The organism is Bradyrhizobium sp. AZCC 2262, assembly GCF_036924535.1.
Taxonomy (GTDB): Bacteria; Pseudomonadota; Alphaproteobacteria; order Rhizobiales; family Xanthobacteraceae; genus Bradyrhizobium.
The window spans coordinates 673,116-691,494 of the sequence record NZ_JAZHRT010000001.1; the positions used below are offsets into that span (position 1 = coordinate 673,116).

17 protein-coding genes are annotated in these 18,379 nt (G+C 63.2%); 13 read left to right on the plus strand and 4 right to left on the minus strand.

The window, feature by feature from the left end; genetic code table 11:
* The first annotated feature begins 264 nt into the window (after positions 1-264).
* Both V1283_RS03150 and V1283_RS03155 read left to right on the plus strand, forming a co-directional pair.
* Positions 265-1,974, plus strand: coding sequence for a sulfatase-like hydrolase/transferase (locus V1283_RS03150; protein WP_334384984.1), 1,710 nt, complete (start codon positions 265-267; stop codon positions 1,972-1,974).
* Between the two features lie 112 nt (positions 1,975-2,086).
* Complete coding sequence (locus V1283_RS03155) at positions 2,087-3,835, plus strand: sulfatase-like hydrolase/transferase (RefSeq protein WP_334384985.1); 1,749 nt, start codon at positions 2,087-2,089, stop codon at positions 3,833-3,835.
* Between the two features lie 179 nt (positions 3,836-4,014).
* On the opposite strand, the gene V1283_RS03160 is transcribed toward V1283_RS03155, so the two are convergent.
* Both V1283_RS03160 and V1283_RS03165 read right to left on the minus strand, forming a co-directional pair.
* The gene (locus tag V1283_RS03160; protein ID WP_334384986.1) at positions 4,015-5,574 is read right to left on the minus strand and encodes an ABC transporter permease/substrate-binding protein; all 1,560 of its coding nucleotides are present in this window, start codon (positions 5,572-5,574) and stop codon (positions 4,015-4,017) included.
* Positions 5,571-6,356: an ATP-binding cassette domain-containing protein gene (locus tag V1283_RS03165; protein WP_334384987.1), complete on the minus strand. Its 786-nt coding sequence runs from the start codon at positions 6,354-6,356 to the stop codon at positions 5,571-5,573. Before V1283_RS03165 ends, V1283_RS03160 begins: the two co-directional genes overlap by 4 nt.
* 123 nt (positions 6,357-6,479) lie before the next feature.
* Here V1283_RS03165 and V1283_RS03170 point away from each other — a divergent pair, with 123 nt between their 5' ends.
* The 4 genes from V1283_RS03170 to V1283_RS03185 all read left to right on the plus strand — a co-directional run bounded on the left by V1283_RS03170 (position 6,480) and on the right by V1283_RS03185 (position 10,124).
* Complete coding sequence (locus V1283_RS03170; protein WP_334384988.1) at positions 6,480-7,295, plus strand: ABC transporter ATP-binding protein; 816 nt, start codon at positions 6,480-6,482, stop codon at positions 7,293-7,295.
* Between the two features lie 56 nt (positions 7,296-7,351).
* On the plus strand, positions 7,352-7,915 hold the full coding sequence (locus V1283_RS03175; protein WP_334384989.1) for a YbhB/YbcL family Raf kinase inhibitor-like protein: 564 nt from the start codon (positions 7,352-7,354) through the stop codon (positions 7,913-7,915).
* A gap of 27 nt (positions 7,916-7,942) precedes the next feature.
* Complete coding sequence (locus tag V1283_RS03180; RefSeq protein WP_334384990.1) at positions 7,943-8,728, plus strand: ABC transporter permease; 786 nt, start codon at positions 7,943-7,945, stop codon at positions 8,726-8,728.
* Positions 8,729-8,861: 133 nt separating this feature from the next.
* Positions 8,862-10,124: an MFS transporter gene (locus V1283_RS03185; protein ID WP_334384991.1), complete on the plus strand. Its 1,263-nt coding sequence runs from the start codon at positions 8,862-8,864 to the stop codon at positions 10,122-10,124.
* A 156-nt stretch (positions 10,125-10,280) separates the two neighbouring features.
* Here V1283_RS03185 and V1283_RS03190 read toward each other — a convergent pair whose 3' ends face one another.
* Positions 10,281-10,742: an OsmC family protein gene (locus V1283_RS03190; protein WP_334384992.1), complete on the minus strand. Its 462-nt coding sequence runs from the start codon at positions 10,740-10,742 to the stop codon at positions 10,281-10,283.
* 197 nt (positions 10,743-10,939) lie between these two features.
* The gene (locus V1283_RS03195) at positions 10,940-11,389 is read right to left on the minus strand and encodes a cupin domain-containing protein (protein ID WP_334384993.1); all 450 of its coding nucleotides are present in this window, start codon (positions 11,387-11,389) and stop codon (positions 10,940-10,942) included.
* A gap of 232 nt (positions 11,390-11,621) precedes the next feature.
* Here V1283_RS03195 and V1283_RS03200 point away from each other — a divergent pair, with 232 nt between their 5' ends.
* The 7 genes from V1283_RS03200 (at position 11,622) to V1283_RS03230 (ending at position 18,349) form a co-directional block, all read left to right on the plus strand.
* Positions 11,622-12,650, plus strand: coding sequence for an ABC transporter substrate-binding protein (locus tag V1283_RS03200; protein WP_334384994.1), 1,029 nt, complete (start codon positions 11,622-11,624; stop codon positions 12,648-12,650).
* 41 nt (positions 12,651-12,691) lie between these two features.
* On the plus strand, positions 12,692-13,408 hold the full coding sequence (locus V1283_RS03205; RefSeq protein ID WP_334384995.1) for an NUDIX hydrolase: 717 nt from the start codon (positions 12,692-12,694) through the stop codon (positions 13,406-13,408).
* A gap of 99 nt (positions 13,409-13,507) precedes the next feature.
* Positions 13,508-14,818: an ABC transporter substrate-binding protein gene (locus tag V1283_RS03210; RefSeq protein WP_334384996.1), complete on the plus strand. Its 1,311-nt coding sequence runs from the start codon at positions 13,508-13,510 to the stop codon at positions 14,816-14,818.
* 31 nt (positions 14,819-14,849) lie between these two features.
* Complete coding sequence (locus V1283_RS03215; protein WP_334384997.1) at positions 14,850-15,617, plus strand: ABC transporter ATP-binding protein; 768 nt, start codon at positions 14,850-14,852, stop codon at positions 15,615-15,617.
* A 3-nt stretch (positions 15,618-15,620) separates the two neighbouring features.
* Complete coding sequence (locus V1283_RS03220; protein ID WP_334384998.1) at positions 15,621-16,325, plus strand: ABC transporter ATP-binding protein; 705 nt, start codon at positions 15,621-15,623, stop codon at positions 16,323-16,325.
* A 174-nt stretch (positions 16,326-16,499) separates the two neighbouring features.
* Positions 16,500-17,381: a branched-chain amino acid ABC transporter permease gene (locus tag V1283_RS03225; RefSeq protein WP_334384999.1), complete on the plus strand. Its 882-nt coding sequence runs from the start codon at positions 16,500-16,502 to the stop codon at positions 17,379-17,381.
* Positions 17,378-18,349, plus strand: a complete 972-nt coding sequence (locus tag V1283_RS03230) for a branched-chain amino acid ABC transporter permease (RefSeq protein WP_334385000.1) — start codon at positions 17,378-17,380, stop codon at positions 18,347-18,349. Before V1283_RS03225 ends, V1283_RS03230 begins: the two co-directional genes overlap by 4 nt.
* Positions 18,350-18,379: the final 30 nt, after the last annotated feature.

An 18,379-nucleotide genomic window follows, 5' to 3' on the forward strand; every position in this document is an offset into this window, starting at 1 on the left:
TGCCGTCATTCCGGGGCGCGAAGCGAACCCGGAATCTCGAGATTCTCCGGTGCGCAATCGCGCACCGTAGTTCGTGCTTCGCACGCCCCGGAATGACTGCGTGAAATTTACCAAGCCGCGTCGCGCAGCGGCAAATTCATTGCGCGTTCATGACGATTACACTACGTTTTTATGACGCGACACAGGTTCCGGCTGGTCGCGCGTCTCCTGGTCCGTCGCCAGCCAAGGCTTTGTATTGCGCCGGGTCATGTTGCGTTGCCTCCCATGGCGCCCGCGCCAAATCCAGGGCCCTCCGCCACCACCCTTGTCGCCGGCCTTGCCGCCATCGGCTTCTGGCGGCTTTCGGCCGTTGCTGCACCGCACATGGCCGCGCTGGCGATCATGCTGGAGACCGAAGCCGATTTCGGCGGCCGCATGGGTTTTGCGCTGGCGTGGGGCATCCTGAACTTCTCCTTTATCGCGCTGCTGCGGCGCCCGGCGCTGTCGGGCGCGCTGTCGCTGACGCTGGTCGTGCTGTTGGTGCTGCTGTCGCGGCTCAAGCACGACGTCGTCCAGATGACCGCGAACTTCGTCGACCTGATGGTGATCGATCGCGACACCGCGGCCTACCTGTTCACGATCTTTCCGAACTTGCGCTGGAACGTGGTCGGCGCAGCGCTGGTCATCCTCCCGCTGATGTACGCGCTGTGGTGGCTCGATCCGTTCCGCATCCGCCGCCTGCCGGCGGCCGCCGGCCTCCTGGCATGTCTTGCCGCGCTGACCGGGCAGGCCATCGCCTGGCCGGACGAAGCCTGGCGCGGCTATTACGACGACGGCTACCTCTCCAAATTCGCCCGTTCGGGCGTGACGGCGGTTGCCGACTTCGCCAATTACGGCTTCATGGAATCGGAAGCGGTGACCGCCGAGCGGCTGAAGATGCCGCTGGAGGATTCCTGCCATGTCGCTGGCCGCCGCCCGCACATCATCATGATCCATGACGAGTCGAGCTTCGACATCCGTCAGGCCGACGGCGTCAAGGTGCCGCCGGGCTATGGCAGCCACTTCAAGTCCTTTGACGGCCGCGAGCGCAAGTTCATGGCCGAAAGCAGCGGCGGCGCCAGCTGGATGGCCGAGTACAACGTGCTGGCCGGCCTGTCGTCGCGCTCGTTCGGCCGCTTCTCCTATTTCGTCACCCGCATCGCGTCGGGGCGGGTCGAGCGCGGATTGCCGCTGGCGCTGCGCCGCTGCGGTTACAACACCCTCTCGCTCTATCCGGCCTATGGCGCCTTCATGGGCGCGCGCGGCTTCCAGACCTCCACGGGTATCCAGCACTTCTACGACGCACGCGCGCTCGGCGCCAAGGGCATCGAGCCGGACAGCTTCTTCTACGACAAGGCCGTCAATCTGATCGCCGAACAGCCGGCCAATACGCCGCTGTTCACCTTCGTCTATCTCGCGGCCAACCATTTCCCCTGGGAAACCAAATTCCGCCCCGACCTGCTGCCGTCCTGGCGCAAGCCCGGCAATGCGCCGGTGGTCGACGAATATCTGCGCCGCCAGACCATGAGCGCCGGCGACTATGCGGGCTTCATCGCCAGCCTGAAGAAGAAGTTCCCGGCGCAGCCGTTCCTGATCGTTCGCTACGGCGACCATCAGCCGGAGTTCTCCTCGAACCTGCTCGATCCTGGCCTGGACGAAGCCAAGGTCGTGCGCAAGTTCGACACCTACGACCCGCGCTACTTCACTACCTATTACGCGATCGACGCCATCAATTTCGAGCCGGTGAAGAGCCCCGCCGTCATGGACAGGATCGACGCGCCCTATCTGCCGCTGGTGATCCAGGAAGCCGCCGGCATTCCGCTCGACCCATCTTTCGAGGAACAGAAGAACATCATGCTCCGTTGCAAGGGGGTATTCTACGCTTGCAAGGACGGCGCCGAGGCGCGCAGGTTCAACCGGTTATTGATCGAGGCAGGTTTCATCAAGGGGCTTTAGGGCATGATCCGGAAAAGTGGAAACCGGTTTTCCGAAGAGATCATGCCCAAAACAAAGAGTTGAGATCATGATGCGATCCTTATGATCGCATCATGATCGAGAGGACGCCGACATGTCTGCGGTTGCAGAATCCGGAGTAAGCGAAAGCATCCGCGCGGAATCGCGCGGCGTCCGGTTCTTTGCGCTGGCCGGCCTGATCGTTGCCGTGCATCTGGCGGGGCTCGTGGTTCTCCTGACCACCGAATACGGGCCGTTTGCGATCACGCTGTCCGTGCTGGCGTGGGTCTTCGTGAACTGTTTCCTGCTGGTCGCGCTGCAGCGGCCCGCCGTCTGCGCAGCGCTGTCGCTGGCCGTCACCGTGATCCTGATCGCGCTGTCGCACTTCAAGTTCGGGATTCTGCAGCTGACGCTGACGTTCCTCGACTTCCTGATCATCGACCGCGATACGTTTTCGTTTCTGCTCTCGGTGTTTCCGCGATTGCAGATGCAGTTGATGGTGGCGGGGCTGGTTGCGGTTCCGCTGTTGTGGTTGGTCTGGCGTTTCGATCCGTTCCGCGTGCGCCGCCGCATTGCACTGACGGGCGTGGCGGCGAGCGCCGCGCTGATCGCGGTGATGTCGGTCGCATCGCCCGAGCTGGCATGGGAGCCGTTCCAGGGCGTCAATCATATCTCCAATCTGGCCCGCTCGGGTGTGGTGGCGGTGTCGCGGCTGGCTTCGACGGGATGGATCGAGGCCGATCCGCCGGCGAACGGCCCGCTCAGCCTCGCGCGGGATGCCCGCGCTGCCGGTCTGCCCGCGCTGCCGTCAGGCGAGACCTGCGACGCCACGGCCAAGCGGCCGCACATCATCATGCTGCTCGATGAGTCGAGCTTCGACATTACCTCGGCACCCGGCATCAAGGTGCCGGCCGGCTACACCGATTATTTCAAGTCGAGCGACGGCAAGCAGCGGACCATGATCGCGGAGTCGACCGGCGGCCCGACCTGGTACACCGAGTTCAACGTGCTGACCGGCCTGTCGGCCCGCTCGTTCGGCGATCTGAAATTCTACGTCACGCGGATCGCCGCCGGCCGCGTGACGCGCGGACTGCCGCGAGCCCTGCAGCGCTGCGGCTACAAGACCGTCTCGCTCTATCCGACCTATGGCGACTTCCTCAGCGCGCGCGCCTTCCAGAAGGGCACCGGCGTTGACCAGTTCATCGACATGGCCGAGATGGGCGTGCATGAGGACATGCAGCCGGACAAGTTCTATTTCGACCAGGCATTGAAGGTGTTTGAGCGCAAACTGCCGCAGCAGTCGCCGGTTTTCATGCTCGTCTACCTCACGGCCAATCATTTTCCCTGGTGGAACGTCTACCGGCCCGAACTGACGCCGAACTGGACCCCACTGGGAAATACAGCGGAGACCGACGAATACATTCGCCGTCAGACCATGACGGCAATTGACTATCGCGAGTTTACCGAGCGGCTGAAGCGCGACTATCCGGATCAGTCGTTTCTGGTGCTGCGTTTCGGTGATCATCAGCCGGCCATCTCGCAAAAGCTGCTCGAGCCCGGGATCGATCAGGCGTCGCTGGGGAAGCGGTTGATGACATCAGATCCGCGGTACTTCTCCACCTACTATGCGGTTGACGCCATCAATTACCGGCCCGACCTGTCATCGGCGCTTGAAACTCTCGATGCTGCGTATATCCCGATCGTGCTCCAGGAAGCCGCCGGTATTCCGCTGGATACGTCGTTTGCAGAACAGAAGAGCATCATGCTCCGCTGCAAGGGCACATTCTACGCCTGCAGGAAAGGCGCGGAAGCGCGAAGGTTCAATCGCCTGCTGATCGACGCCGGGATGATCAAGGGGCTTTGACTATTTCTCAGGTGTAGCCGGACTGCCGCGGCCTATCCACGTCATTGCCTGCGACAAACGCGAAGCGTTTGCGCAAGGGAGCGAAGCGACGAAGCAATCCATGTCTCCGCTCGCCGTGAGATGGATTGCTTCGCTGCGCTCGCAATGACGGGGATAGGGCCGCGACAAACGACAGCCTCCTACTTCTTCCCCATTTTCTCCCACAGCCACTGCGCCACCGCATCTGGCGAGCTTGTGGCGTCGTTGCCGGCGGCGCGGAGATTGGCTTCGCGCATCGTGGCGATGTCGATCTTGCCGAGCAGCGGGGCAAGCGTCTTGCGCAGCGCCTCATCATTGGCGCGCTTCGGCGCCAGCAGCACCATCGCGTCGTAAGGCGGGATCGCACGCCTGACGTCACCCAGCGTCACCAGGTCGTATTTTGCGATCAGCCCGTCGCTGGTGTAGCCCGCAATGACGTCGACTTCGCCGGAGGCGACGGCGGCATACATGAAGTCCGGCTGCATCTGCCGCTGCGCGCGGAACGACAGGCCGTAGGTCTTGCGCAGCGCGGTCCATTCGGGCCGCGAGAAGAATTCGTAGTCGCCGGCAATCGACATGCTCGCCGCGCGCGAGGCGAGGTCGGCGATGGTGCGGATGCCGAGCTGCTCGGCGCGTTTGCGCGGCATCACCAGCGCATAGGCGTTCTCGAAGCCGAGTTCGCCCAACAGCGTGATGTTCTGCTTCGCCAGCATTGTCTTCAGCTCGGCCAGCAACTCCTGTCGCGGCCTGATGTCGTTGCGGTGGAACTGATTCAGCCACAGCGTGCCGGAATAGTCGACATAGACGTCGATATCGTTGCTCGCCAGCGCCTCGAAGATCACGTTGGAGCCGAGGCCTTCGCGCGAAGAGGCGGAGAGGCCGGCGGCTTTCAGCCGCTGTGCGATCAATGCCGACAACACATATTGTTCGGTGAAGGTCTTGGCGCCGACGATGTAACTCGTCTGCGCGCGCATCATGGTCGGCACCAGCGTGGCCGCGACCAGCGCCGCGATGCCGACGCCGCCAAGCGTTGCGCGCAGGCGGCTGCGGTTGCGCAGGCCGCTTTCGATCAGCGCCAGCAGCTGATCGACCAGCAGCGCCAGCACCGCTGCGGCAAGGCAGCCGAACAGCACGAACACCCAGTTCTGGGTCTGCAGTCCTGCAAAAATGTAATTGCCGAGACTGGTCTGGCCGATCGGCGTCGACAGCGTCGCGGTGCCGATCACCCAGACTGCGGCGGTGCGGATGCCCGCCATCATGACAGGCAGCGCGAGCGGCAATTCCACTGTGAACAGCGATTGCCGCGGCGTCATGCCGACGCCCTGCGCCGCTTCGAGGATCGCAGGCTCCACGCCCTGCAGGCCGGTGATGGTATTGCGCAGCACCGGCAGCATCGAATAGAGCGCGAGCGCCAGCACCGCGGGCAAAAATCCGAACGCGGAGAAGCCAAAGCCGAACCACGACAGCGACAGCGCCGCGAGCGCCAGCAGCAGCGGATAGAACAGCGCCAGCAGCGCCAGTCCCGGCACGGTCTGCACGATGCTGGCAAGCCCGAGCAGCGCGCCACGCGCTACTCGACGATTGCGTACCGCAATCGCGAGGGGCAGGCTGACCAGAAGTCCCAGCGCCAGCGCGGTGACGCTGACGCGGACATGATTGCCGAGATAGTCGGGCAGGTGGCTCAGCGCTTCCGCCCAGCGCGGATCGGTGAAGAGGCTCATGCGGCGCCGTCCCGCGGCAGCAGGGCGCCGAGCCGTTCGGCCTGCCGCCGCGGCGTGCGCAGCAGTTCGCCGACATAAGCGTCGCCGCTTTCGGAAAGTTTTGATGGCGTGCCCTGCGCCAGCAGCCGACCGCCCCCCATCACCGCGATCCGGTCGGCGAGCAGGATCGCCTCCGTCATGTCATGGGTGATCATGACCGTGGTCAGGCCGAGCGTGCGATGCAGCTCGCGAAAATCGTCGCCGAGCGCGTCGCGGGTGAAAGGATCGAGCGCGCCGAACGGCTCGTCCATCAGCACGATGCGCGGCCGTGCGGCAAGCGCGCGCGCCACACCGACGCGCTGGCGCTGGCCGCCCGAAAGTTCGTGCGGCAGGCGGTCGCGGTATTGCGCGCGGTCGAGCCGCACCAGGTCGAGCAGTTCGTCCACTCGCGCGGAAATCTCGGCGGGCGCTGTGCCCAATAGCTTCGGCGTGATGCCGATATTGTCGGCGACGGTCAGATGCGGAAACAGCCCGCCGCTCTGGAACACATAGCCGATCCGCCGCCGCAGCAGGATCGGATCGACGTTGCGCACCTCCTCGCCTTCGACCGTGATCGAGCCGGAGTCCGCTTCGATCAGCCGGTTGGCAAGCCGCAGCAGCGTGGTCTTGCCCGAGCCGGAGCCGCCGACGATGGCCAAAAACTCCCCCTCGGCGACGTCAAGCGAGACGTCGTCGACGGCCACCACGCGGCCGGCGTCAAAGGTCTTGCCGACATTGGTATAGGCGATCAGGGGAGCGGCCATGCGATCTCAAATCTTACCCGCCCCTGGAGGGGAAGGTAAAAGATCAACTACCACGTCGGGATGCCGCGTTGAACTTATCCTTGGTAACCGCTAAGGCATCACTCCAAACTTTTGGGGAGAAACATGGCGGATACCGCACAGCCGGCCGCGGTCGTACTCGACGACGCGACGGTGGCCTTTCGCGTGGCCGGGGATCGCGTCTATACGGCGGTGGAACAGGCCAGCCTGTCCGTCGCCGACGGCGAGTTCGTCGCCATCGTCGGCCCCACCGGATGCGGAAAATCGACGCTGCTCAATGTCGCCGCCGGGCTCCTGAAGCCCGCAGCTGGTTCTGTGAGGATTTTCGGCCAGCCGCTGACCGGCCTGAACCGGGATGCCGGCTATCTGTTTCAGGCCGACGCGCTGTTTCCCTGGAAGACCGCGATCGATAACGTCGCCATCGGCCTCGACATCAAGGGCGCGCCGCGCGAGCAGGCGCTGCAGCGGGCGCAGGGCTGGCTCACTTCCGTGGGGCTCGGCGCCTTCGCCAACCGTTACCCGCACATGCTGTCCGGCGGACAGCGCAAACGGGTGGGGTTGGCGCAAGTGCTGATCCGCGATCCAAAAATCCTTTTGATGGACGAGCCGTTCGGCCCGCTCGATGCGCAGACCCGGCAGATCATGGGCAACCTGCTGCTGGAACTATGGACTGCCGACCGCAAGGCGGTGCTGTTCGTCACCCACGATCTTGAAGAGGCGATCGCGCTCGCCGACCGCGTCGTCATCATGTCGGCAGGTCCCTCGGCGCGCATCATCGGCGACTGGCGGGTGAAGCTGCCACGCCCGCGCGACATTTCGGAGGTCCGCATGGAGAAGGATTTCCACTCACTTCATCGTGAGATATGGAGTGTTTTGAAGGACGAGGTGTTGAAGGGCTACGCGCTATCGGCCGCAGGGTAGCTTGCGGCGCTGTCGCGGTTAGAATGGTCACGCAACAAGATCATAGGGGAGACGTCATGATAAGGACTTCAATTCTCGCGGGCGCGCTTGCGCTGTTCGCCTTCGGGGGCGTCCAGGCCGCCCATGCGCAAGGGGTGTTTACGCTGTCCTCGACCGGCTTCAAGGACGGCGAACGGCTGGCGACGAAATTCGCCGGCAACAACAAATCCAATCCGAATTGCGTGGGCGAGAACATTTCCCCGGCGCTCTCCTGGGCTAACCCGCCGGAAGGCACCAAGAGCTATGCCATCCTGATGTTCGATATCGATGGCCGGCCGCCCGGCGGGGTCTCGCATTGGGTAGCCTATGGCATTCCGGCCTCCGTCACCGGTTTCGCCGAGGGCGAAGTTTCCAAGCCGAGCGACAAATATGTCGGCGGCCAGAGCCTGATGAAGCTGGCGAACTATTTCGGGCCCTGTACGCCCCCCGGTCCGCCGCATCACTATCTTTTCACCCTGATGGCGACCGATCTCGAGCCGACCGCCTTGAAAGAGGGTATGACGCGCGACGAACTCATCAAGGCGCTGGACGGCCACGCCAAGGGTGCGACCAGCCTGGTCGGCATCTTCTCCAAGCAGTGACGGCGCAGAAATGAGAGGAGCGTGAACGTGTCTAGGATCGGGCTCCTCTCACTGCAATTGTTGGTCGCCGTCGTTGCGCTGGCGATGTGGCACGTCCTTACCACTGTCCCGTTGTTCGGCCGGATATTGTTGCCGCCGTTCTTCTTCGCCAACCCGATCGATGTCGGCAGCCAGGTTGTGAAGTGGTTCACGACAGGCGTGATCTGGAAGCACCTTTTCATCACGCTGTGGGAATCGATCCTTGCTTTCGTGATCGGCTCGGTCGGCGGCGTCCTGGTCGGGTTCTGGTTTGCGCGCAAGCCCCTCGTTGCCGCGGTGTTCGACCCCTACGTCAAGATGATCAACGCGCTGCCGCGCGTGGTGCTGGCGCCGATCTTCGCGCTGTGGCTGGGGCTCGGCATCTGGTCCAAGGTCGCGCTCGGCGTCACGCTGGTGTTCTTCATCGTGTTCTTCAACGTCTATCAGGGCGTCAAGGAAGTCTCGACCACGGTACTCGATAACGGCCGCATGCTCGGCATGAACGAGCGGCAGTTGACGCGCCACGTCTACTGGCCGTCGGCGCTGTCGTGGATGTTTTCTTCGCTGCACACGGCGGTCGGCTTTGCCGTGGTCGGCGCGGTTGTCGGCGAATATCTGGGATCGGCGGCGGGCCTCGGCTATCTGATCCAGCAGGCCGAGGGCGTGTTCGACGTCGCCGCCGTGTTCGCCGGCATGTTCGTGCTGTCCGCCTTCGTCATCCTGATCGACATGGGCGTGACGGTGGTCGAGCGCAGGCTCTTGGTATGGCGGCCGGTGGCCGCCGGGCGGGATTGATCGGCGCATCAGGCTGGCTGTCTTTGTTACAGCCGCCGGCTTAATTGTTATTCGCCTTCGGCGATCTGAACGCGCATGGTGAAGCCGGGCCGTGCCGGAAGCGGCTTCGCGCCGTGCAACAGCCCGAAGGCAGATGATCCCCGCGCAGGACACAAGCTCCCCTGATGAGACGCGGCTGCGCTATGCAGGCTGGCGCGCCGTGCTTGCCTGTTTCCTCATGGCGCTGTTTCTGTTCGGCTTTGCTCTTTACGGCCAGGGTATCTACCTGGTCGAACTGCAGCGCCTGAATGGCTGGCCGCCCGCGCTGATCTCGGGGGCCAGCACGCTTTCTTTCCTGCTCAGCAACATCCTTGCGACCTTCACCAGCGAGTTCGTGGACCGTTTGGGCGCGAAGCGGCTCGTCCTGCTCGGAATTGCAGCGCTTGCTGCGTCCATGGCGATGCTCGCGTCGGCGACCACGGTTTGGCAGCTCTATGCCGCCTTCATCCTGATGTCGTTGGGGTGGATCGGTATGGGCACCGTCGTGATCGCGACCGTCGTAAGTCTGTGGTTCGTGCGCCGTCGCGGGCTCGCCATCAGTCTGGCCTACACCGGTGCGAGTTTCGGCGGGGTCGTCGCCACGCCCTTGCTCGTGCTTCTCGTCGAGCGAACAGGCTTTGCAGCCGCGATGCTGACTGCGGCAGCGGTCACGGTTGTCGTTCTCGTGCCCGTCGCGCTCGCCTGGATCGGCCCGCGATCGCCGGCCGGGGCCGGGGAGACTGGCGATCCATCGCAATCTCAACCGCCGCTCGCAACGGCCGACATATCGCGCGCAAAACTGATACGCAGCCTGGCGTTCTGGACAATCTCGCTTCCCTTTGCGCTCGCTTTGGTCGCCCAGATCAGCTTCATCGTGCACCAGATCGCGCTGCTTGAACCGAAGGTCGGCCGCAGCAGCGCGGGGCTCGCGGTTTCCATCATGACCTTCATGTCGATCGCGGGACGCTTCGGTCTCGGCATGGTCGTCGATCGGTTCGATCCGCGGCTCGTCGCCGCCGTCTCGATCGTCAGCCAGGCGGCGGCGCTCCTGGTCATCCGCCAGACCGATACCGTGCCGATCATCCTGGCCGCTTGCGCCGTCTTCGGTTTTTCGGTCGGCAATCTCATTACCCTGCCGCCGCTGATCATTCATCGCGAATTCAGCGCCGCCAGCTTTGTCGTCGTCATGGGCCTGTCGACTGCGATCAGTGGCACCGTCGGCGCGCTGGGTCCCGGATTGATCGGCATCATCAGGGGGTGGAGCAGCGACTATGACGCCGCCCTGCTGGTTTGCATCGTGCTGGAGCTTGTCGCCGCGGCGATCGTGGCCCGCCCGGGATTTCTGATCTGGCAGGCGACGCCGGAGGGCAGCGGGTAAGCCCCGCCGTCATTGCCTGCGACAAACGCAAAGCGTTTGCGCAAGGGAGCGCAGCGACGAAGCAATCCATTTCTCTGCGGAAAGAAAGAACGGATTGCTTCGCTTCGCTCGCAATGACGGCGGAGAACGATTGGCGGCCGGCTGCCGAAGGCCACACTAACTGACGACATCGGACGCCATTCGAAATTGCGGAGCCAATTTCACGTCCGCGGTGATCGAGTTGGAGATGAAGCAGTTTTCCTTCACCTCGGCCATGATCGTTCGGGCAGTCGCGATGTCGGCGTCCGTTCTCAAGACCAGCGTCGGCCGAACACTGACTTCAACAATCCGGTATTTGCCGTCGACATTTTCCAGCAAGCCTTCTGCGGTGCTTTCATAGGCCACAAACGCCAGCCGCTTGCTTTGGGCGAACGATACAAACGTCAGCATCATGCAGGCATTCAGCGCGGCGACCAGCATTTCTTCGGGCGCCCAGACGCCCGCCTCTCCCTTGAATTCGGGAGGACTGCCGATCTCGATGTTGGGCTTGCCGGGTGCGGAAGATCGGCCGCGGCGAGCGGTGTCCCAGACCAGGTTGTTTCTGTACTGAAAGGTCTTGTATGTTTTCCTTGTTTCCACGTGATCCTCCAGGATGACCTCGTTGGAGCTCTCCCGTCATTGCCTGCGACAAACGCGAAGCGTTTGCGCAAGAGAGCGTAGCGACGAAGCAATCCATGTATCCGCGCGTGGCGACATGGATTGCTTCGCGGGGCCCGTCGTCGGGCGGGCATTCGCCCGACCCGTTGGCTCGCAATGACGGTGGAAACGGCCAACCGTCAATTCAGCAGCTTCGTATCATCCGGCGCCTGCGGCGGCGTCTTGATCGCGATCGCCTTGATGGTCCGGCCGACGGGCTTGGTGCCACCATGCGGGGTGCCCTTGGGGATCACGACGAGATCGCCGGGCTTTACCGTCACTTCCTTATCGCCGAGCCAGATCGTTCCCGTGCCTTCGAGGATGTACTGAATCTCGTTCGCGTTGGCGTGCAGATGCTTTGGTGGGCTGCCGTCCTGGATCGAGATGGTGGCGCCATCCACCGAGACGAACGTCTTGTTGCGCATGCCGCCGGCGTTGGCCGGCGAGAGCGTGTCGCCTTCCAGCTCTCCGGTGTGGATGATCTGCGCGGTGATGTTTTCTGCAGCCAACGCAGGACGCAGGAAATGCGTGACGCCGCAACCGGCGGCAAAGGCGGCAGTCAACGACAGCGCGGCAACTAGGCGATTCATGGAAAATCCTCCCTAAAGCGTTTCTTGTGGCGGGGATGCTATGCCGCGGAAATCCGCCTGACCAGCGCGCGATGCCGCGCAACTCGCGAAAAGATCGGGTGTCCATCGCGGAATAAACTGCGGCCTGCATGGTCGGAACGCCAGCGTTGCAAGCCGCGCTTTGGCACCAAAGTCGCCTTCTCAAGCGCGCCGCGCTGCACTATCGTGCCGGCCAAATTCCTGGAGGAAAATCATGAGAAATCTGTTTGCCCGGCTGGCTGGAGCACTGCTGGCGCTGGCGCTGTCGACGGGTTTTGCCGCAGCGCAAAGCAAGGTCACCATAGCCGTCGGCGGTGGCTCCTGCCTGTGCTATCTGCCCACCGTGCTGGCCAAGCAACTCGGTGAATACGAAAAGGCGGGGCTATCAGTCGAACTGGTCGATCTCAAGGGCGGTTCGGACGCGCTCAAAGCCGTGCTCGGCGGCAGCGCCGACGTGGTCTCGGGTTATTTCGATCATTGCGTCAATCTGGCCGCCAAGAAGCAGGAGCTGCAGTCTTTCGTGGTCTATGACCGCTATCCCGGCCTGGTGCTGGTGGTGTCGCCCGCGCACACCAATGAGATCAAGTCGATCAAGGATCTGGCCGGCAAGAAGGTCGGCGTCAGCGCGCCGGGCTCCTCGACCGATTTCTTCCTGAAATATCTGTTGAAGAAGAACGGCCTCGATCCGACCAGCGCCGCGGTGATCGGCGTCGGTCTGGGGGCGACTGCTGTGGCGGCGATGCAGCAGGGGCAGATCGACGCAGCCGTGATGCTCGATCCCTCCGTCACCGTCCTGCAGGGCAGCTACCCGGATTTGAAGATCCTGGCCGACACCCGCACGCAGAAGGACACGCTCGCGCTGTTCGGCGGCGAGTATCCGGGCGGCGCGCTCTACACCACCACGGCGTGGATCAAGTCGCATGACAAGGAAGTGCAGGCGCTGACTAATGCGATCGTCAACACGCTCACCTGGATTCATTCGCATTCGCCAGAAGAGATCATGGCGAAGATGCCCGACGAAATCGTCGGCAAGAACAAGGAGCTTTATCTCGCCGCGCTGAAGAACACGATCCCGATGTATTCGCTGACCGGCATGATGGACCCCAAGGGCGCCGACGCGGTGCTCGCCGTGTTCAGCGAGGGTTCGCCGGAGGTCGCGAAAGCCAATATCGACGTGACCAAGACCTGGACCAACAAATATGTCGAGCAGGTCAAGAAGACGACCGGCGCGAGCACGAAGTAAGGTCTGGGCGGGATCGGCGTGAAAGCAAGCGAAGTCAGCCGATGAGTGACACGAAACCGCCGGTCATTTATCGCGTCAGCGCGCTCGACTTCGTTGTCGAAGCGTGGGCGTGGCCATTTGCCGAGGCGCGCCGCGCGGAGATCGATGCGCATTTCGCCGACAAGCAGCGCGAAAAGCCCGCGCTGTGGAACGGCCGGGTCCTGCTCGGGCGCAACCCGGTGTTTGCCGGAGACCGCTTCAGCGCCAGCTATTTCGAAACCGATTTCGCAAGTTTTCTGGCCTGGCGCGACTGGGGTTTTCCTGATCCAAGCGTGTTCAACGGTTTCGGCATGGGCGCGCTCCGCTGCGCCGACGGCGCTTTCGTGCTTGGCGAGATGGGCCAGCACACGTCGACCGCCGGACGCATCTATTTTCCGTCCGGCACCCCCGACCTCGACGACATCAGGGACGGCACGGTCGACATATCCGGCAGCGTCACGCGCGAACTCGAGGAAGAGACCGGGCTGACGCCCGGCGAATACGAGAGCGAGCCGCATTGGCACTGCGTCTGCACCGAACATGCGGTTGCGATGATCCGCATGCTGCGGGTCGATCTGCCGGGCGACGTCGTGCGCGACCGGATCGAGCGCAATCTCGCCGCGCAGCGTCAGCCGGAATTGTCCGCCATCCACCTCGTGCGCGACGCGCGCGATCTCAATGCGGCAATGCCGCGTTTTGTCACGGCATTCATCGAGGCACAGCTCGCTTCCCAGCCCTGACCAAGCAATGCGCTTGACATCTGGTCGCGCTACCAATGTGATAGGCGCCAACAAATAATAAAAGACGCAGTGCACAAAAAATATCCAAGGGAGGATTCCATGCCGGGGCGAAAAGCTGCACGCCTGCTCATTGGGCTGTCTGCCGCCATGGCGGTACTGGGGATGGCGGTTGCCGCCGAGGCTCAGGAAAAGAAAATCAAGATCGGCGTGATCTACGACCTCACCGGCCCGCTCGCGGGCGGTGGTTCGGAACTGCAATATATCGGCGCCAAGATCATGCTCGACCAGTACGCCAAAACCGGCGTCGAGGGTTACAAGGTCGAAGCTGTCTACGCCGACGCCCAGAGCAAGCCTGACGTCGCGATCAACGAGGCCGTCCGGCTGATCGAGCAGGAAAAGGTCAACATGCTGCTCGGCTTCTTCTCGTCGGCGCAATGCGTGCCGGTGGCCGCGCGCGTCGAGCAGCTCAAGAACTTCATGTGGATTACCACCTGCATTTCTTCCGCCGTGCTTGCCGACAAGAACTTCAAATACGTGTTCCGCCCGCAGGCTTCAGGCGATCAGTTCGGCCTGATGACGATGGATTTCATCGCACAGAACTCCAAGGAAAAGTTCGGCAAGGAGCCGAAGGACCTGCGCGTCGCCATCATCCACGAGGACGGCGCCTATGGCGTCGACGTCTCCAAGGGCAACGAGGCCGGCGCCAAGAAGGCCGGCTTCAACGTCGTGATGAAGGAAGGCTATTCAGCCACCGCGCCCGATCTCTCCGCGCTGGTGACAAAACTGAAGCGCGCGCGGCCCGACGTTATCTTCCACACCGGCTATAACCCCGACATCACCCTGTTCGGACGTCAGGCGCGTGAGCAGGGCCTGAAGTTCGCGGCACTCGTCGGCCACGGCGCGGGCTATGGGGTGTACGAGAAGCTGAAGGAAGGTCTCGGCGCCGACGTCAATTACGTCTTCAACACCGATCCGATTTCGATCTGGCTCGCGAACCAAAAGAGCATGGATCCGAAGCTGCCGCCCGTGATCAAGATGGTCGGCGAGGAGTTCGACAAGGCCAAGCCTGGCGTTGCGATCCGTTCAGCGCATGTCGGCATGGCGGCGTCGAACACCTACGTCTTCCTGACGGAAGTATTGCCGCGCGCCATCAAGAAATACGGAGGCGTCGATCCCGATGCGCTGCGCAGGGCGGCGCTCGAAGTCGACATTCCCGAAGGCGGCACCATGCTGGGCTTCGGCGTCAAGTTCCACGGCGAGGGCACGCAGATGGCCGGCCAGAATGAGCGCTCGTTCCCGGTGGTCATCCAGTATGTCGACGACAAGTCGTATGTGGTGTGGCCGAAGAGCCAGGCGCAGCGCGAGGCCGTGCTGCCGCTGCCGAAGGGAACCACGTTCAGCAACCAGTAAAGCCAGCAAACGAGTAAGCGGAGGTTCTGGCGTGCTGACGGTAGAAGGGTTGGTGAAGCGTTTTGGCGGCTTCACCGCTGTCAACAACGTGTCGTTCCGGGTCGAGCAGGGCGAGATTCTCGGCCTGATCGGCCCGAACGGCTCCGGCAAGAGCACGATCTTCAACATGCTGTCGGGCACGCTGGTGCCGACGGCGGGATCGATCCTGTTCGACGGCGCGGAGATCGCGGGCGTGGCTCCGCACCGCATCATCAACAGCGGCATCGGCCGCACCTTCCAGATCCCGCGGCCGTTTCACCGGCTCAGCATTTTCGAGAACGTGGCGCTGGCCGGCTATTACGGCCAGGGCCGCCACAGCCGCGCCAAGGCGGATGAGGCGGCCGAGCGCGCGCTTCGTATGGTCGGCTTGCCCACGGATCGGCACGCCAGCGTCGATGGCCTCGGCGCCGCCGGGTTGAAGAAGCTCGAACTCGCCAAGGCGCTCGCCACGGGGCCCAAACTCCTGCTCGCCGATGAAAGCCTCGGCGGGCTCGACGAGCACGAGATGGACCAGGCCGCCGACATGCTTCGCAAGATCCGCGACGAACTCGGCATCACCATCATCTGGGTCGAGCACATCATGGGCGTGTTGATGCGGGTGGTCGACCGCGTGATGGTGCTCGATCACGGCGAGAAGATTTCGGAGGGCTTGCCGAGCGCGGTGGCCGGCGATCCCAGGGTGATCGAGGTCTATCTCGGCACGGATGCGGATTCGAGCCAGGTCGCGGCGGCGGAAGCGCGCCGCAAGGCGGGGGTCTGACGCATGCTCGAATTGAAGTCGGTCGACGCGGGTTACGGCACCTTCCAGGCATTGTTCGGCATCAACCTTGACGTCAGGGCGGGCGAGGCGGTCGGCGTGATCGGTCCCAACGGCGCCGGCAAGACCACGCTGATGCGCGTAATCTCCGGCCTGATCCGTCCCACCAGGGGCGCGATCTCGATGGAAGGCCACGACGTGCTGGCGACGCCGGCGCATCGCATCGTCGATCTCGGCATCGCCCATGTGCCGGAGAACCGCCGGCTGTTTCCGCGCCTCACCGTCGACGACAATCTGAAGATGGGCGCCTATATGCCCGGCGCGCGCCCCAAATATGCCGAGCGGCTCGAAGTCGTGTTCGATCTTTTTCCGCGCATGAAGGAACGGCGCAGCCAGATGGCCGGCACCATGTCGGGCGGCGAGCAGCAGATGTGTGCGATCGGCCGCGCGCTGATGTCGGACCCGAAATTGCTCCTGCTCGACGAACCGTCGGCGGGTCTCGCCCCGGTCGTGGTGCAGCAGGTGTTCGAACTGGTGAAGCGTATCCGCGCCAGCGGGCTGACGGTTCTGATCGTCGAACAGAATGTGCAGCAGGTGCTGAAGGTGGTCGATCGCGCCTATCTGCTCGAAGCCGGCACCATCCGCGCCTCCGGCACGTCGGAAGAGATGATGAAGACCGATACGATCAAGCAGGCTTATTTGGGCGTGTAGGGCATGATGAGACCAGATCGCGTATCCGCGGAGCCAACCGTCATCCTGAGGAGCGAGCGCAGCGAGCCTCGAAGGATGGGCCACGGGCCGTGCTCATCCTTCGAGGCGCGCAAGAGCGCGCACCTCAGGATGACGGCTGACTTAGCCAAAAGTCATCACGGATTGGGGTAGGCGATGCAGGCATTCCTCGACATCTTCGACATCTATCTGCTGGAAGCCGTGGTCAACGGCATCCTGCTCGGCGGCGTGCTGGCGCTGCTGGCGCTCGGGCTCAATCTGATCTTCGGCGTCATCGACGTCACCTGGATCTGCTACGCCGAACTGGTCATGATCGGCATGTACGGCATGTATTACATGGTCCAGGTGTTCGGCCTGCCGTACTGGGTCGCGGCGCCGTTTGCGATCCTGCTGGTCGCGGCTCTTGGAGCGGCGCTGCATTACATCGTCATCGCGCCGCTGCTCACCGCGCCGCCGATCAACCAGTTGCTCGCCACCGGCGGCGTGCTGTTCATCCTGCAGAGTTTTGCCACCGTCGCCTTCGGTATCGATTTCCGCAATCTCGGCATCCGCCTGCCAGTGCTGGCGATCGGCGAGATGCATTTCAGCTATGCGCGGCTGCTCGCCTTCGTCGCGGCTTTGGTCGGCATGCTGGCTATCTACTTCTTCATGAAGCGCACCTATACCGGCACGGCGATCCGCGCCGTCGCGCAGGACCGCCAGATCATGTCGCTGATGGGGGTCGATACCAAGCGCATCTATCTCATCACCTCGGCGCTCGGCGGCGCGCTCGCCGGCCTCGCCGCCTGTCTCCTGGTGCTGCAATATGACGTGCATCCCTTCGTCGGGCTGTCTTTCGGGCCGATCACCTTTCTGATCTGCGTGCTCGGGGGCTTGGGCAATTTCGTTGGCGGCTTCATCGCGGCATTCGTGTTCGCCCAGATCATTTCGCTGGGCGGCCTGTTTTCCGATCTTGAATGGGGTTACGTGCTGGCGTTCGCCTTCTTCATCGTCATGATGTTCATCCGGCCCGCGGGCCTTTTTGCGAGGCGCTCGTGAATCCCCGTCATGCCGCCTGGGGCGTTGGCCTCGCCGCGCTGATCGCGCTGCCCTTCGTCTATCGCGAGCCCTATCACCTGCACATCCTGGTGCTGATCCTGATCTGGTCGTTCGCCTACACCGCGTGGTCGATCATGGGCCGCTTCGGGCTGGTCTCGCTCGGCCATGGCGGCTTCATGGGCGTCGGCGCCTATGTCACCGCGCTGTTGTGGAACCATCTCGACGTGTCGCCGTGGATCGGCATTCCCATCAGCATGGTGGCGGCAGGCGTACTGGCGCTTATCGTCGCCTATCCCTGTTTTCGCTTCCGCATCACCGGGCATTATTTTGTGCTGGTGACGCTGGCGCTGTCGGGCATCGTGCTTCAGGTCATCACCGCGACGCGCGACTACACCGGCGGCTCGCTCGGCTACACGCCGAACCGCGCCCGCAGCGGCTCTGGCCTGATGGCGCTGCAGTTCGACGACAAGACGACCTGGTACCTGATCGCGCTCGGCGTCTGGGTGCTCGGCCTCCTGGTCTGGCGCTGGGTCGACCGCAGCATGAGCCGCTACGCCATGGAGGCGATCTCGGAGGACGAGGACGCCGCCGCCGCTGCCGGCGTCAACGTGACAGCCGAAAAGCTCAAGATCACGCTGATCTCGGCGCTGATGACCGCGCTCGCCGGCGCGCTGTACTGCCAGTACCAGATGTTCATCTCGCCCGACACGGTGAGCGGCATCGCAGTGTCGCTGCAGATGGTGTTTGCCGTCATCGTCGGCGGCCTCTACGTCTCGCTCGGCCCCACCGTCGGCGCCATCATCACCATCATGCTCGCGGAAGTGCTGCGCATCGGCTTCGGCACCAAGGCGGTGGGCTGGGACAATCTCGTTTACGGCGTGCTGCTGGTCGTCTTCATCATATTCCTTCCCAAGGGCATTCTTGGTAGCGTCCTCGACAGATTGAAGACGCAACCGAAGAAGGCGTGAAGGAACCCAGATGCACACTCTCTCCGTCAT